Source organism: Saccharopolyspora sp. MMCC62, from assembly GCF_057736575.1.
Genome location: NZ_JBYKCM010000003.1, coordinates 172,495 through 186,315 on the forward strand (window position 1 = coordinate 172,495; position 13,821 = coordinate 186,315).

At 73.6% G+C, this 13,821-nt stretch carries 12 protein-coding genes; 5 read left to right on the forward strand and 7 right to left on the reverse strand.

Annotated elements, in window-relative coordinates:
- Positions 1–37: 37 nt before the first annotated feature.
- Positions 38–2,143 (reverse strand): 3-hydroxyacyl-CoA dehydrogenase NAD-binding domain-containing protein, encoded by a 2,106-nt coding sequence (locus tag AC29IT_RS08355; RefSeq protein ID WP_488218322.1) that lies wholly within the window; start codon positions 2,141–2,143, stop codon positions 38–40.
- Positions 2,140–3,387 carry a thiolase family protein gene (locus AC29IT_RS08360; protein ID WP_358433000.1) on the reverse strand — a complete coding sequence of 416 codons (1,248 nt, stop codon included), beginning with the start codon at positions 3,385–3,387 and terminating at the stop codon, positions 2,140–2,142. Before AC29IT_RS08360 ends, AC29IT_RS08355 begins: the two co-directional genes overlap by 4 nt.
- A 308-nt stretch (positions 3,388–3,695) precedes the next feature.
- Here AC29IT_RS08360 and AC29IT_RS08365 point away from each other — a divergent pair, with 308 nt between their 5' ends.
- Positions 3,696–4,721 (forward strand): helix-turn-helix domain-containing GNAT family N-acetyltransferase, encoded by a 1,026-nt coding sequence (locus tag AC29IT_RS08365; protein ID WP_488218323.1) that lies wholly within the window; start codon positions 3,696–3,698, stop codon positions 4,719–4,721.
- Positions 4,722–4,742: 21 nt separating this feature from the next.
- Here the strand turns inward: AC29IT_RS08365 and AC29IT_RS08370 are convergent, their stop codons facing one another.
- The 3 genes from AC29IT_RS08370 to AC29IT_RS08380 all read right to left on the reverse strand — a co-directional run bounded on the left by AC29IT_RS08370 (position 4,743) and on the right by AC29IT_RS08380 (position 7,742).
- Positions 4,743–5,999 carry an HRDC domain-containing protein gene (locus AC29IT_RS08370; protein ID WP_358433080.1) on the reverse strand — a complete coding sequence of 419 codons (1,257 nt, stop codon included), beginning with the start codon at positions 5,997–5,999 and terminating at the stop codon, positions 4,743–4,745.
- Between the two features lie 113 nt (positions 6,000–6,112).
- Positions 6,113–6,829, reverse strand: a complete 717-nt coding sequence (locus tag AC29IT_RS08375; protein WP_037304891.1) for a response regulator — start codon at positions 6,827–6,829, stop codon at positions 6,113–6,115.
- 337 nt (positions 6,830–7,166) lie between these two features.
- Entirely contained in the window at positions 7,167–7,742 is a 576-nt protein-coding gene (locus AC29IT_RS08380) for a DUF3000 domain-containing protein (protein WP_488218324.1), read from the reverse strand.
- A gap of 216 nt (positions 7,743–7,958) precedes the next feature.
- Here AC29IT_RS08380 and hemE point away from each other — a divergent pair, with 216 nt between their 5' ends.
- Genes hemE through hemQ form a run of 3 tightly spaced genes read left to right on the forward strand, consistent with a single transcriptional unit; the run spans position 7,959 to position 11,172 of the window.
- Positions 7,959–9,044 (forward strand): uroporphyrinogen decarboxylase, encoded by a 1,086-nt coding sequence (hemE, locus tag AC29IT_RS08385; RefSeq protein ID WP_358433004.1) that lies wholly within the window; start codon positions 7,959–7,961, stop codon positions 9,042–9,044.
- Positions 9,041–10,450 (forward strand): protoporphyrinogen oxidase, encoded by a 1,410-nt coding sequence (gene hemG, locus AC29IT_RS08390; RefSeq protein WP_488218325.1) that lies wholly within the window; start codon positions 9,041–9,043, stop codon positions 10,448–10,450. The genes hemE and hemG overlap by 4 nt, the downstream gene beginning before the upstream one ends.
- Positions 10,451–10,476: 26 nt before the next feature.
- A complete protein-coding gene (gene hemQ / locus AC29IT_RS08395) occupies positions 10,477–11,172 on the forward strand; it encodes a hydrogen peroxide-dependent heme synthase (protein WP_488218326.1) in 696 nt (231 codons plus the stop codon).
- 6 nt (positions 11,173–11,178) lie between these two features.
- Here hemQ and AC29IT_RS08400 read toward each other — a convergent pair whose 3' ends face one another.
- A complete protein-coding gene (locus AC29IT_RS08400; RefSeq protein ID WP_358433010.1) occupies positions 11,179–11,883 on the reverse strand; it encodes a PDC sensor domain-containing protein in 705 nt (234 codons plus the stop codon).
- Complete coding sequence (locus AC29IT_RS08405) at positions 11,880–12,620, reverse strand: FadR/GntR family transcriptional regulator (protein WP_488218327.1); 741 nt, start codon at positions 12,618–12,620, stop codon at positions 11,880–11,882. The genes AC29IT_RS08400 and AC29IT_RS08405 overlap by 4 nt, the downstream gene beginning before the upstream one ends.
- Before the next feature lie 38 nt (positions 12,621–12,658).
- Between AC29IT_RS08405 and AC29IT_RS08410 the strand changes: the two genes are divergently transcribed.
- Entirely contained in the window at positions 12,659–13,816 is a 1,158-nt protein-coding gene (locus tag AC29IT_RS08410) for an LLM class flavin-dependent oxidoreductase (RefSeq protein WP_488218328.1), read from the forward strand.
- Positions 13,817–13,821 lie beyond the last annotated feature (5 nt).

Sequence of the window (13,821 nt, forward strand, 5' to 3'; positions counted from 1 at the left end):
AGGTGGTGCCGCCCCGGCCCTGCTGCGACTCGTCCGATCAGGCGGGCACCGAGGCCACGCCCTTCGGCAGGAACCGCGTGCCGTTGACCTGCTCGGCGATGCCGGAGCGGTCCAGGTAGGCGGTGATGCCGCCCAGCCAGAACGGCCAGCCCGCGCCGAGCAGCATGCACAGGTCGATGTCCTGCGCCTCGGCGACGACGCCCTCGTCGAGCATCAGCCGGATCTCCTGGGCCAGCGCCTCCAGCGCCCGGTCCCGCACCTGCTCCGAGGTCGACGGGTTCGAGCCCTGCTCCCACAGCGCGACGACCTCGGGGTCGACGACCTGGCCGCCCTGCTCGTCCTGCTGCCACACGGCGGTCTTGCCCGCCTTGACGAACCGCTGCAGGTTCTCGCTGATGCCGAACCGGTCCGGGAACGCCGCGTGCATCGTCTCGTTGACGTGCTGGGCGACGGCCGGGCCGACGAGCTGCAGCAGCACCAGCGGGCTCATCGGCAGGCCCAGCGGGGTCAGGGCGCGGTCGGCCACGTCGAACGGGGTGCCCTCGTCGACGGCGGCGATGATCTCGCCCATGAAGCGGGTCAGCAGCCGGTTCACCACGAACGCCGGGGCGTCCTTGACCAGCACGCTGGACTTCTTGAGCTGCTTGCTGACCGAGAACGCGGTGGCCAGCGAGGCGTCGTCGGTCCGTTCGCCGCGCACGATCTCCAGCAGCGGCAGCACGGCGACCGGGTTGAAGAAGTGGAAGCCCACGACCCGCTCGGGGTTGGTCAGCTTCGAGGCCATCTCGGTGATCGACAGCGAGGAGGTGTTGGTGGCCAGCACGGCCTCCGGGGAGACGTGCTGCTCCAGCTCGGCGAACACCTTCTGCTTGACCGTCATCTCCTCGAAGACGGCTTCGATGACGAAGTCGGCGTCCGCGAACGCGGCCTTGTCCAGCGACCCGGTGACCAGCGCCTTGAGCCGGTTCGCGCCGTCGGGGGAGAGCCTGCCCTTGCCGAGGAGCTTGTCGATCTCGCCGTGGATGTAGGCGACGCCGCGGTCGATGCGCTCCTGGTCGACGTCGGTGATGACCACCGGCACCTTGAGGCGGCGCACGAACAGCAGCGCCAGCTGCCCGGCCATCAGCCCGGCGCCGACGACGCCGACCTTCTTGACCTCGCGGGCCAGCGACTTGTCCGGAGCACCGGCTGGCCGCTTGACCCGCTTCTGGGTGAGGTCGAAGGAGTACAGCCCGGCGCGCAGCTCGTCGGACATGAGCGCGTCGGCGAGCGCCTCGGTCTCGGCCGCGTACCCGGCGTCGAGGTCGTTGCCGCGGGCCAGTTCGAGCAGCTCGACGGCCTTGGCGACCGCGGGCGAGGCGCCCTGGGTGCGGGCGGTGACGATGCCCTGGGCGCGGGCGATCGCGTCGTCCCAGGCCTGGCCGCGGTCGATCTCGGCGCGCTGCACGGTCTGCTCGCCGCCGACCACGCGCACCGCCCAGCGGATCGACTCCTCGAGGAAGTCGGCGCTCTCCAGCTGCGCGTCGAAGATGCCCAGGCCGGTGGCCTTCTTCGCGTTGAGCATCTTGTTCTGGTTCAGCGCGTTCTCGATGATCACGCTGACCGCGGCGTCCGCGCCGATCAGGTTCGGCAGCAGCTGGGTGCCGCCCCAGCCGGGGAACAGGCCGAGGAAGCACTCCGGGAACGCGATCGCGTTCACGCTCTCCGACACGGTCCGGTAGTGGCAGGACAGCGCCAGCTCCAGGCCGCCGCCCAGCGCCGCGCCGTTGACGAACGCGAAGGTGGGGATGGTCGACTCGGTGAGCCTGCGGAACACGTCGTGCCCGGTCTGCGCGACCTGGTGGGCGTGCACCCGCTCGCCGATCTGGGTGACGCCGGAGAGGTCGGCGCCGACGGCGAACACGAACGGTTTGCCGGTGACCGCGATCGCGGCGGGCTCGGCGGCGAACGCCTCGTCCAGCGCGGCGTTCAGGGCGGTGAGCCCACCGGGGCCGAACGTGGACGGCCGGGTGTGGTCGTGGCCGTTGTCGATGGTGATCAGCGCGAGCGTGCCGCCGAGCCCGGGCACGTCCAGCAGCCTGGTGCGCGCCTGGGTGACGACCTCGTCCGGGAACAGCGCTGCGAAGTCGGTCTGCGTGCTCACTTCGCGCCCCCTGCGGTGTCGAAGTTCGGGTTCTCCCAGATGACCGTGCCGCCCATGCCGAAGCCGATGCACATGGTGGTCAGGCCGTAGCGCACCTCGGGGTGCTCGGCGAAGTGCCGGGACAGCTGCGTCATCAGCCGCACCCCGGAGGAGGCGAGCGGGTGGCCGCAGGCGATGGCGCCGCCCCACGGGTTGACCCGCTGGTCGTCGTCGGCGATGCCGAAGTGCTCCAGGAAGGCGAGCACCTGCACCGCGAACGCCTCGTTGATCTCGAAGAGGCCGATGTCGGCGATGTCGAGCCCGGCGCGCTTGAGGGCCTTCTCGGTGGCCGGGATCGGGCCGACGCCCATGACCTCCGGTTCGACGCCGGCGAAGGCGTAGCCGACGAGCTTCATGCCGATGGGCAGGCCCAGCTCGCGGGCGGTCTCGGCGTCGGCGAGCACGCAGCCGGTGGCGCCGTCGTTGAGCCCGGCGGCGTTGCCCGGGGTGACCCGGCCGTGCGGGCGGAACGGGGTCTTGAGCCCGGCCAGCGCTTCGGTGGTGGTGCCGGGGCGCGGCGGCTCGTCGGCGGTGGCGAGGCCCCAGCCCTGCTCGGCGGAGCGGGTGGAGACCGGCACCAGGTCGGCGGCGATCTTGCCCGCGAGCTGCGCGGCCTCGTAGCGCTGCTGGCTCAGCGCCGCGTAGGCGTCGGTGCGCTCCTTGGTGAGGCTCGGGTAGCGGTCGTGCACGTTCTCCGCGGTCGAGCCCATGATCAGCGCGGAGGGGTCGACCACGCTGTCGGCGACGTAGCGCGGGTTCGGGTCGACGCCCTCGCCCATCGGGTGGTTGCCCATGTGCTCGACGCCGCCGGCGATGGCGATGTCGTAGGCGCCGAAGCCGATGCCGCCCGCGATGCTGGTCACCGCGGTCATCGCGCCCGCGCACATGCGGTCGATGGCGAAGCCGGGCACGGACTGCGGCAGGCCCGCCAGCAGCGAGGCGCTGCGGCCGATGGTCAGGCCCTGGTCGCCGATCTGGGTGGTGGCGGCGATGGCGACCTCGTCGATGCGCTCCGGCGGCAGCTCGGGGTGGCGCCGCAGCAGTTCGCGGATGACCTTGACGACCAGGTCGTCGGCGCGGGTCTCGGCGTAGATCCCCTTCTTGCCTGCCTTGCCGAACGGCGTGCGGACGCCGTCGACGAAGACCACGTCCCGTACGGCACGTGCGCTGCGCGGGTCGGCTGGTGCCGACGCGGGTGCGACCACGGCGTGCTCCTCACTGTGTGGGTCCTGCGTTGTGCGGGTTCCGGACCGGCCCGGCGGCGATCGTCCGGGAAGTGGGCACCGGCCCCGCCGCTACTGGTCGGTAACAGCCACTCTAGCGCTTATTACCCACCGGTAACCACCGGGTTCGGGGGGCTGGCTCGGTGTCGGTTCGCTCACAGCCCCACCTGCGGGTTCGGCCGCCGGGAGATCGCGCGGCCAGCCTACGCACCCCGGGCCCGCGCGCCCGGTGGCGACGACGCGGCGAAGATCGATTGAACCGGTCCGCGACGGGGCCGATAGTGGGTCCCATGACCGACCCAGCAGCGCTGCCCGACGCGGCCGCGTTCTTCGGCTGCCTCGCCGACCCGACCCGCCTCCGGCTGCTGCACGCCGTCGCCGCGGACGGGCCGAGCACGGTCGGGGAGCTGGCGCGGCGGCTCGGCATCGGCCAGTCCACCTGCTCGCACCACCTGCGCAGGCTCGCCGCCGCCGAGCTGGTCGTGCTGCGCGAACGGGGCAGCAGCACCTCGGTGGCGGTGGGCACCGCGCGGCTCACCGGAGCGTGGCAGGTGGCGGATCTGCTCCTCGGACTCGTGCCGGACGCCGGAGCTCCGCCGAGCACCCGAACCGGCCCGGATGCCGGAACGCGCCCAGGAATCGGAGCGTATCCAGGAACCGGAGCGCCGTCGGGAATCGGGACACCGTCAGGGACCGGAACGTCCTCAGGAGCCGGGACACCGTCGGGAACCGGAACCCGCTCAGCGGCCGGGACGGATTCGGGAGCGGGGACGGACCGGGAAGCGCGACCATCCGCGGTCGCCGGACCCGCGGCGACCGGCCCGGCCGACCCGCTCGTGCGCCCGCTCGACGCCCGCGACTGGGACGCGGTGCGGCGGATCTACGCCGAAGGCATCGCCACCGGCAGCGCCACCTTCGAGACCGAGGTGCCCGCCGCTGCCGAGCTGGACGGCAAGTGGCCGCCGGAGCACCGGTGGGTCGCCGAACTCGACGGCGAGCTCGCGGGCTGGGCCGCGCTCACCCCGGTCTCGGCGCGCCGCTGCTACGCGGGCGTCGCCGAGGTCTCGATCTACGTGGCCGCCGCCGCGCGCGGCCGCGGTGTCGGCGGGCTGCTGCTGGACCGCCAGGTCCGAGCCGCCGACGACGCCGGGCTGTGGACCCTGCAATCGGTGATCTTCCCGGAGAACCGGGCGTGCCTCGCGCTGCACCACGCGGCGGGCTTCCGCACCGTCGGCGTCCGGGAGCGCATCGGGATGCTCCGCGGCAGGTGGCGGAACACCGTGCTGGTCGAGCGCCGCCGCCCCGGCCCGGGCTGAGCGGGGCGGCGGCCCGCGGACCTAGGAGCCGCCCGGCTCGGCCTGCAGCGCGGTGCTCAACGGCGTCGCGGTCAGCCCGATCTGCCACTCCCGGGCGCCCCGCTCGCGCAGCCGGTTCGCCACCGACTCCACGCCGAGGTCCTCCGGCGGTGTCCAGCACAGCCGCCGCAGCAGGTCCGGCAGCAGCAGGTTCTCCATCGGCAGCCCGTGCTCCTCGGCGATGGCCGACATGGCCGACTTCGCCGCGGACAACCGGGCCGCGGCCGCCGGATCGCGGTCCGCCCACCGGTTCGGCGACGGCGGGCCGTCCTGCGGCGGGGAGACCACCGGCAGCTCGTCCTGGGGGAGTTCGCGGGCCGCGCGCAGCGCACCCAGCCACGTCGAGGCGCGGCGGCGCTGCTGCCTGCCGCCGAACACCGGCAGCGCGGTCAGCTCCGATTCGGTTCCCGGGTTGCTCTGCGCGGCCTGCACCACGGCGGAGTCCGGCAGGATGCGACCCGGTGCGATGTCCCGCTCCGCGGCGATGCGGTCGCGCACCTGCCACAGCGAGCGGACGGCGGCGAGCTGGCGGGCGTTGCGGATCCGGTGGATGCCGGAGGTGCGGCGCCACGGTTCGGCGCGCGGGCGGGGCGGCTCGGCGGTGCGCACCGCCTCGAACTCCTCCCACGCCCATTCGAGCTTGCCCTGGCGGGTCAGCTCCTCGCGCATCGCGTCGCGCAGGTCGATCAGCAGTTCCACGTCGAGCGCGGCGTACACCAGCCAATCGGCGGGCAGCGGGCGGCGCGACCAGTCGGCGGCGCTGTGGCCCTTCTCCAGCCGGTAGCCGAGCATGCGCTCGACGAGGGTGCCCAGCGAGACCCGGTCGAACCCGGCGAGCCGCCCGGCCAGTTCGGTGTCGAACAGCCGTTGCGGGTGCAGGTCCAGCTCGGACAGGCAGGGCAGGTCTTGGGACGCGGCGTGCAACACCCATTCGGTGTCGGCCAGCGCCGTTCTCAGGGGTTCCAGGGCACCGTTCAGCGCGACCGGATCGACCAGCACCGTTCCCGCACCGTCCCGGCGCAGTTGCACCAGGTAGGCACGTTGTGAGTACCGGTATCCGGACGCGCGTTCGGTGTCCACCGCGACCGGACCGCTCCCCGCGGCCAGTGCGGCCGCGGCGGTCTCCAGTGCTTCGGGAGTCTCCACTACCGGCGGTACGCCGTCAGCGGGCTCGGTGAGCAGCACCGGCTCGGGACGGTCGGGCTCGACGGACTCGGGGCAAGCAGCTTCCACGGATATCAGACCTTACGTGTTGCGGTCCGCCCGCGGGTGCGACCAGCCCGAGGTCGTCAAGCCCGACCGGACCCGACGATCGCGGTGGGACCTCGATTCACCCGATCAGGATCATCCGGTCATCTGATCACCCCGGCCCGCATGGCCAGGGCGACCATCTGCGCCCGGTCTCCGGTGCCCAACTTGCGGCCGATCCGAGACAGGTGACTCTTCACCGTGAGAGCGGAGAGGTTCAGCGCCTCACCGATCTCCTTGTTGGATCGGCCATCGGCCACCAGTTGCAGCACCTCGACCTCACGCCCGGACAGCTCCCGGGGCGTGTTGTCGGTTCCCGGGACCCGAGTGCCCGCTGCGAGCACCGGAGCCACGCTGGGGTCGGCATACACGCCGCCGTCGAGTACGCGGCGCACTCCGTCGGTGACGACCATCGGCGAGGCCGACTTCAGCAGGTACGCCTGAGCGCCTGCCTGGAAGGCGGCCCGGACCGCATAGGGGTCGTCGGACGAAGCGAGCACCACGATTCGCGGCCAGCCCTGGGTACGGAGTTCCGTGACCAGGTCGATGCCGGTCCCATCGGGGAGTCCGAGATCGAGGATCGCGAGGTCGCACGGACCGGTGGCCAGAGCGCGAGCCCTGGCCTCGGCCATGGATGCGGCCTCGTGCACCGTGCCGGCGCCCATCTGCAGCAACCGGGCGGCGATGGCCTCCCGGAGCAGCGGATGGTCGTCCACCACGAGCACCGTGAACAGCTCTTCCCGCGGGTGCGGGACCATGTTGGCCGGCAAAGCGCCGGCGGGCGTGGTTCGAGCGGCCTGACCTAAGCCGACGGCAGCCACGTCACTACCTCCCTGGAGTCGGTCGTGCCCCCCGACCGGCACCGGGACTCTCGACCAATCAGCCGCGCCACTGATCGACCGAAAGTGGTGTCGTCGGGGGCAGCGTAACCGCCCAAGCGGGTCAGCGGGACGATCAATCGGGTATCTATCCCGATCGAGTTGTCACCGCGGTTCGTTTTTGTCACTCATTTGGGTGGGTCTTGGTGTTTGGCGTAACGCCTTGGCGGGTCGGTGCGACACACCTTGATTGCACATCGTGAGAAAGTTGCCCGAGCAACGAATTCTGCGAGGTTTTCATGATCTCGTGAGGGGAATCCCGATCGTTAAAGATCGAGGCTCAAGCCTCTCCGCGCAGCGTCGAGCGCCGGTCCAGCACCGCCACGCCGACCGGCGGCAGGCCCGCTGCGCTGGACATCAGCTGGTGGAAGGCCGTCGCGTGCGCGCTCAGATCCGGCTCGCGGGGCGTCCACGACCCCCGCAGTTCGAGGTCGTGGCTGCGCGGCGGACCCGCGATATCGCCGAATCGGGCCGAGGACGTCAGCGTCACCGTCCCGCCCAGCACGTCGGCCGCGGCCCCCGATTCCTCCAGCGCCTCGGTCAGCCAGGACCAGCCGACGGCGGGCAGCAGCGGGTCGGCGGCCAGCTCCGGGTCGAGCTCGGCCCGCAGGTACACCACGAGCCGCAGCGCCCCCGCCCACGCCTCCGGGCGGTCCGGGTCGTGCAGCAGCACCAGGCGGGCCGTCGCCAGCTCGCCGGCCGGGCCGTTGGCCTCCGCCGCCACCGCGTACGCCCACGGCGCGAGCCGCTTCGGCGGGCGGACCTCCGTCACCTCGATCTCGGCGCGCGGAGCAGGTGCGGCCAGCGCGGCCACTGCCTGCCGGAACTCCTCGGGGATCGCCGCCATCTCAGTCACGGACCGGGACTGTAGGCCGCCGGATCGGCGCGGGGTGGGCGCCACGCCGGGCGCCGCGATCGATCGTGATCTTGCCCGCGCGTTCGGCCGCGCGAGCGTCTGCGAAGATGTCCGGCACGGCCCAGAACAGGGCCGTCGGCCCGCGCCGCGGTGGCCCGCCCGATGTCCGCGGAACCGCGCCGGGCTCCGACACCTCGACTTGTGGATGCGCCCCCGATGACCCCACCCGCCTCGGTCTCGGCTCGCCGGGACCTCGCCGAAGCCCCGCTGCTCGTGGCCGCCCGCGGCGGCGCGCCCCGGCACACGCCCGTCTGGTTCATGCGCCAAGCGGGCCGTTCGCTGCCCGAGTACCGCAAGGTCCGCGAAGGCACTCCGATGCTCCAGGCCTGCCTGACGCCGGACCTGGTCTGCGAGATCACCGCGCAGCCGGTGCGCCGCCACGGCGTGGACGCGGCCATCCTGTTCAGCGACATCGTGCTGCCGCTTTACGCAGCGGGCATCGGGCTGGACATCGTCGCGGGCACCGGGCCGGTGGTGGCCGAACCGGTGCGCGACGCGGCCGCCGTCGCCGCGCTGCCCGAACTGGACGCCGAGCAGGTCGCGCCCGTCGCGGAGGCGGTGCGGCTGCTGCTGGGCGAGCTCGGCGAGACTCCGCTGATCGGGTTCGCGGGCGCGCCGTTCACCCTCGCCTCCTACCTCGTCGAGGGCGGGCCGAGCCGCAACCACGAGCGCACCAAGGCGCTGATGCACTCCGACCCGGCCACCTGGCACGCGCTGCTGGAGAAGCTGGCCGACACGACGCTGACCTTCCTGCGCACTCAGCTCGCCGCCGGGGTGGACGCGGTGCAGCTGTTCGACTCCTGGGCGGGGGCGCTGTCGCTGCGGGACTACCGCGAGTTCGTGCTGCCGCACAGCAAGCGCATCTTCGAGGGCGTCACCGAGGCGGCCCCGGACGTGCCGAAGATCCACTTCGGGGTGGGCACCGGCGAGCTGCTGGGCGCGATGCGCTCGGCGGGCGCCGACGTCGTCGGCGTGGACTGGCGGGTGCCGCTGGACGAGGCGGTGCGCCGGCTGCGCGCGGCGGACCCGGGCCGCGAACCGGTGGTGCAGGGCAACCTGGACCCGGCCGTGCTGTTCGCCGGTCCGGACGCGGTCCGCGCCGAGGTGAGCCGCATCCTCGCCGAGGGCTCGGCCGCCGCCGGGCACGTGTTCAACCTGGGCCACGGCGTGCTGCCCACGACCGACCCCGGGGTGCTCACCGAGGTCGTGCGGCAGGTGCACGCCGAGAGCGCCCGCTCGTGACCCGCGTCGCCGTCGTCGGCGGCGGCGTCAGCGGGCTGGCCGCCGCGCACCGGCTGCGCCGCTCGCTCGGCCCGGACGCGGAGATCGTGCTGGTCGAGCAGACCGGCGAGCTGGGCGGCAAGCTGCGCACGCAGCCGCTGGCCGGGGTGGAGCTGGACCTGGGAGCGGAGGCGTTCCTCGCCCGGCGCCCCGAAGTCCTGCGGCTCGCCGAGGAGCTCGGCCTGGCCGACGACGTGGTGCACCCGGGCCCGGTCGGCGCGCGGGTGCGCGCGGGCGGCGCCCTGCACCCGCTGCCCGCGGGCACCGTGATGGGCGTGCCCGCGGATCCGGACTCCGTCGCAGGCGTGCTGTCCCCGGCCGGGGTCGCCGCGGTGCGCGCCGAAGCCGAGCTCCCGCCGCTGGAACTGAGCGGTGCGGACGCCTCCGTCGGGGGGCTGCTGCGCGCCCGGGTCGGCGACGAAGTGGTGGACCGGCTGGTCGAACCGCTCCTCGGCGGGGTGTACGCGGGCAGTGCGGACGGCCTCGGCCTGCGCGCCACCATCCCGGCGCTGGCCGCCGCGCTCGACGCCGGCGCGAAGTCGATCACCGAGGCGGCCGCCGCGGCGCTGCCCGCACCGGCACCGGACGGGCGGAAGCGGCCGGTGTTCGGCGCGTTCCGGCACGGCTACGGCACCTTCGTCGCGGCTCTCGCCGACTCGGCGGGCGCCGACGTGCGGCTGGGAGCTCCCGTGCGGGCCCTGCACCGCGACGGCGCCGGGTGGCGCCTGGAGATCGGTTCGGCGCCCGCACCGGACGTGCTGGCGGCCGACGCGGTGGTGCTCGCGGTGCCGGCCCCCGCCGCGCGGAAGCTGCTCGCCGAGGTGTCCCCGGTCGCGGCCGAGCTGCTCGGCCGGGTGGAACTGGCGTCGATGGCCGTGTTCGGCCTCGCGCTGCCCGCAGGCACCGAACTGCCCGCGGCCTCCGGCACGCTGATCGCCCGCGGAGAGGTGCACGCCGACGGGACCCCGTTCACCGCGAAGGCCTTCACCTTCACCAGCCGCAAGTGGCCGCACCTGACCGGCGCCGGCGGCGAACCGCTGGTGCGCGGCTCGGTGGGCCGCACCGGGCAGGACGAGCTGCTGCGCCGCACCGACGCGGACCTGCTGCGCGGCGTGCTCGCCGACCTCCGCGAGGTGACCGGCGTCGACGCCGAACCGGTGGACGCGGCGGTGGTGCGCTGGGGCGGCGGCCTGCCGCAGTACGGCGTGGACCACCTGGACCTGGTCGCCGGACTGGAACGGGCCGTCGGTGAGCTGGGCGGACTGGAGCTGGCGGGCGCGGCGCTGCACGGCGTCGGGGTGCCCGCGTGCGCGGCGACCGGGGAGGCGGCGGCGACCGGCGTCACACGGCACCTCGCGACCGGTTGACCGGGCCGTGGTGGGACGATGAGGGCATGGCGCGGCTGAACTACTCCGAACTCAACGACACGATCCGATACACCATGTGGTCGGTCTTCCAGGTCGAACCGGGCGCGCTGCCCGAGGACCGGGAGAAGACGGCCGCGGCGACCCAGGAGTACCTGGACGGCCTGGCCGAATCCGGGGTCGTGGTGCGCGGTGTCTACGACCTGGCCGGGATGCGGTCGGACGCCGACTTCCTGATCTGGTGGCACGCCGAGAAGATCGAGGCCCTGCAGGAGGCCTACGCCGGTTTCCGCCGGGAGACGACGCTCGGCGAGGCCTCCGACCCGGTGTGGAGCAACGTGGCGGTGCACCGCCCGGCCGAGTTCAACAAGAGCCACCTGCCCGCCTTCGTCATGGGTGAGGAACCGGGCGACTTCCTCTGCCTCTACCCGTTCGTGCGCAGCTACGACTGGTATCTGCTGCCCGACGACGAGCGCCGCACGATGCTGAAGGACCACGGCATGGCGGCCCGCGACTACCCGGACGTGCGGGCGAACACGGTGCCCTCGTTCGGGCTCGGCGACTACGAGTGGATCCTCGCGTTCGAAGCGCCGGAGCTGCACCGCATCGTCGACCTGATGTGGAAGATGCGCTACACCGAGGCCCGCAGGCACGTGCGCGAGGAGACGCCGTTCTTCACCGGCAAGCGCGTCACCCCGGCGGAGCTGCTGCCCCGCCTGCCCTGACCGCGGTCACTCCGGTTCGCGGACGACGCGCCACGGCAGCCCGCTCAGCGGGACCGCGGCGCGGACCTCCCGGCCGGGGTCGGCGGCGAGCGGGCCCGCGGTGACGAGGGTGCCGGGCAGCCGCGACGGCGTGTTCGAGGCGATCACCCGGTTCGCCCCATTGATCAGCGCCGTCGGCGGTCGCAGCGGCCCCACGTGCGCCAGCAGGGCCCGTTCGAACTCGCCGGTGCGCAGGTCCGCCGCGGCGACGCCGAGGAACCGGTTCCCGGAACGGACCGGCACGGCCAGCGTCACCAGGTACTCGTCGGTGCCCGCGAAGTCCACGTACGGGCCGACGGCCACGCCGACCCCGGTGTCGCGGGGCGCGGTGAACCAGGGCGCGGCGGCGTAGTCGTAGAACCCGACGCTGTCCGGATCGTGGTCGACCTGGAGGAACCGGGGCGTGTCGCCGGGCCGGTGCTGCCACCACTCCAGCCAGTGCGCCCGGTCGGTGAGCACGTCGTCGGCGAGGATCACGCCGGTGCCCGCGAGCACCGCGGGTTCGGCGTCCAGCCGGTCGAAGATCGGTTGCCACAACGCGGACAGATCTTCGGTGCTCAACGCGGTCGCGGCGTCGTGCGCGGCGCGCAGCCGCTCGCCGAGTTCGCCGCACCACCGGGCCGCGTCGTCGAGCATCCCGCTGATGTGCGCGGCGGCCGCCTCGACGCTCATCGCCCGCACCTCCGGTTCCCGGTCCACAGGCGGAACTCGACGAGGCGGCGGATGCCGGACCGCACGTGCTCTTCGGCGATCTCGCGGGCCCGCGCACCGTCGCCGTCGCCGATGGCGTCGAGGATCGTCGCGTGCTGTGCGGACTCGACGGCGTGCGGGACCGCCTCCGCCCACGGCAGCCAGCGCAGCGAACCGGTCTCGGTCTGCAACGCGATCTCCTGCTGGGTGAGCCGGGAGGACTGCGCGGCGGCGGCGATCTCGATGTGCAGCCGCCCGTCGAGCCTGCGCCGGTCGGTGGTGCCGGTGGCGGCGGTGAACTCGGCGGCGAGCGCGCGCAGCGCGGCCAGCTCGTTGGCGGTGGCGCGCTCGGCGGCGAGCAGCGCGGCGGTGCCCGCGATGGCGGAGTGCTGGTCGGAGATCTCCCGCAGCGCGTGCGCGTCCAGCTCCCGCAGCCGCGCGGTACCCGCGACCAGCAGCGGGTCGGCGGGGCGCCGGGTCAGCGGCCCGGCCGTCGAGGTGATCACCAGCCCGTCCCCGGCGAGCCTGCCGAGCGCGTCCCGCGCCACCTCGGCCGGACAGCCCAGCAGCGCGGCCAGTTCCGCGCCGCCGGGCAGCCGCTCCCCGTCGGGGAGCAGTCCCAGCACGATGGCCTCGGCGAGCCGGCCCGCCACGCCCGCCGCGTCGGCGGGCGTCCGGGACCACCGCCGGAGCGAGCGCAGCATGTCGTCGACGGGCACGGCACCTCCCTCCACGATGTGATGCTGAACCGTTTCACATGATCCACGAAGGCTTCCCGGGAGACGGGTGGATCTACCCGTCCGGCGGGTTCGCAGCGATCACCTCGCGGCGCAGACTGCACGAGGCGCCGGGCGAGGGGAGCGGGATGCGGTTCAGCTACGTGATGTTGCCCGACCACCCGGTGGCGGAGTCGCTGGCGACGATCGAACTGGCCGACGAGCTGGGGTTCCACGCGGCGTACGCCGCCGACGAGACCTGGCACAAGGACCTGTGGCTGCTGTTCGCCGCGGCCGCCGCGCGCACCCGCCGGATCCGGTTCGGGCCGAGCGTGTCGCCGGTGACGCTGCGCGAACCGACGCTGATCGCGCAGGCCGCGGCGACCCTGGACGAGCTGACCGGCGGGCGGGCCGAGGTGGTGATCTCCAGCGGCAACTTCGGCCTGCTCGCCCAGTACGGCATCGACTGGACGCGGACGAAGCCGCTGTCCCGGGTGCGGGAGGCGCACCACGTGATCCGCACCTTCCTGGACGAGCGGGCGATCACGTTCCAGGGCGAGTTCTTCCGCTACGACGGCCTGTTCACGTTCGCCACTCCGGTGCAGGAGCGGCTGCCGGTGCTGCTGGGCGCGATGCGCGGGCCCAAGTCCTTCCAGGTGGCGGGGGAGATCGCCGACGGCGTGCACCACGCGTTGAGCTACACCCGCGAGGCCTACGACCACCTGGTGGCGAACGTCCGGCTCGGCGCGGAGCGGGCCGGGCGGGACTGGCGGCGGCTGGACATCGGCGCCTGGATCGTGTTCGCCACCGGCCCGGACGGTGCCGCCGCGAAGCGGGCGGCCCGCGCGATGGTCGGGCTGTACGCCTCGGCGATGCCCGCGGAGCAGCTGCGCCGCAACGGGGTCGACCCGGACTCGCTGACCGAGGTCGTCGCCGCCGTCGGCGCGGGCGACCTGGCGCGGGCCTACGAGCTGACCCCGCCGGAGCTCGCGGAGAAGCTGTCCATCGCCGGGACGCCGCAGGAGTGCCTGGAGCGCATCCAGCGCGACATCGCGCCGACCGGGGTGAACCACCTGGTCCTCGCGGTCACCGATGCCGCGCTGGTGCGCGCGTTCTCCGGGATGGACGTCGCCGGCGTGCCGAGCGCGGCCGATCAGCTGCGGCTCATCGCCGAACACCTGATGCCCGCGTTCGGCTGACGCCG

Coding starts and splice junctions, on each gene's coding strand:
- AC29IT_RS08365 (WP_488218323.1), top strand. CDS start 3,696: ATGACCGACCCAGCAGCGCTGCCCGACGCGGCCGCGTTCTTCGGCTGC.
- hemE (WP_358433004.1), top strand. CDS start 7,959: ATGACCCCACCCGCCTCGGTCTCGGCTCGCCGGGACCTCGCCGAAGCC.
- hemQ (WP_488218326.1), top strand. CDS start 10,477: ATGGCGCGGCTGAACTACTCCGAACTCAACGACACGATCCGATACACC.
- AC29IT_RS08400 (WP_358433010.1), bottom strand. CDS start 11,883: ATGAGCGTCGAGGCGGCCGCCGCGCACATCAGCGGGATGCTCGACGAC.
- AC29IT_RS08410 (WP_488218328.1), top strand. CDS start 12,659: ATGATCCACGAAGGCTTCCCGGGAGACGGGTGGATCTACCCGTCCGGC.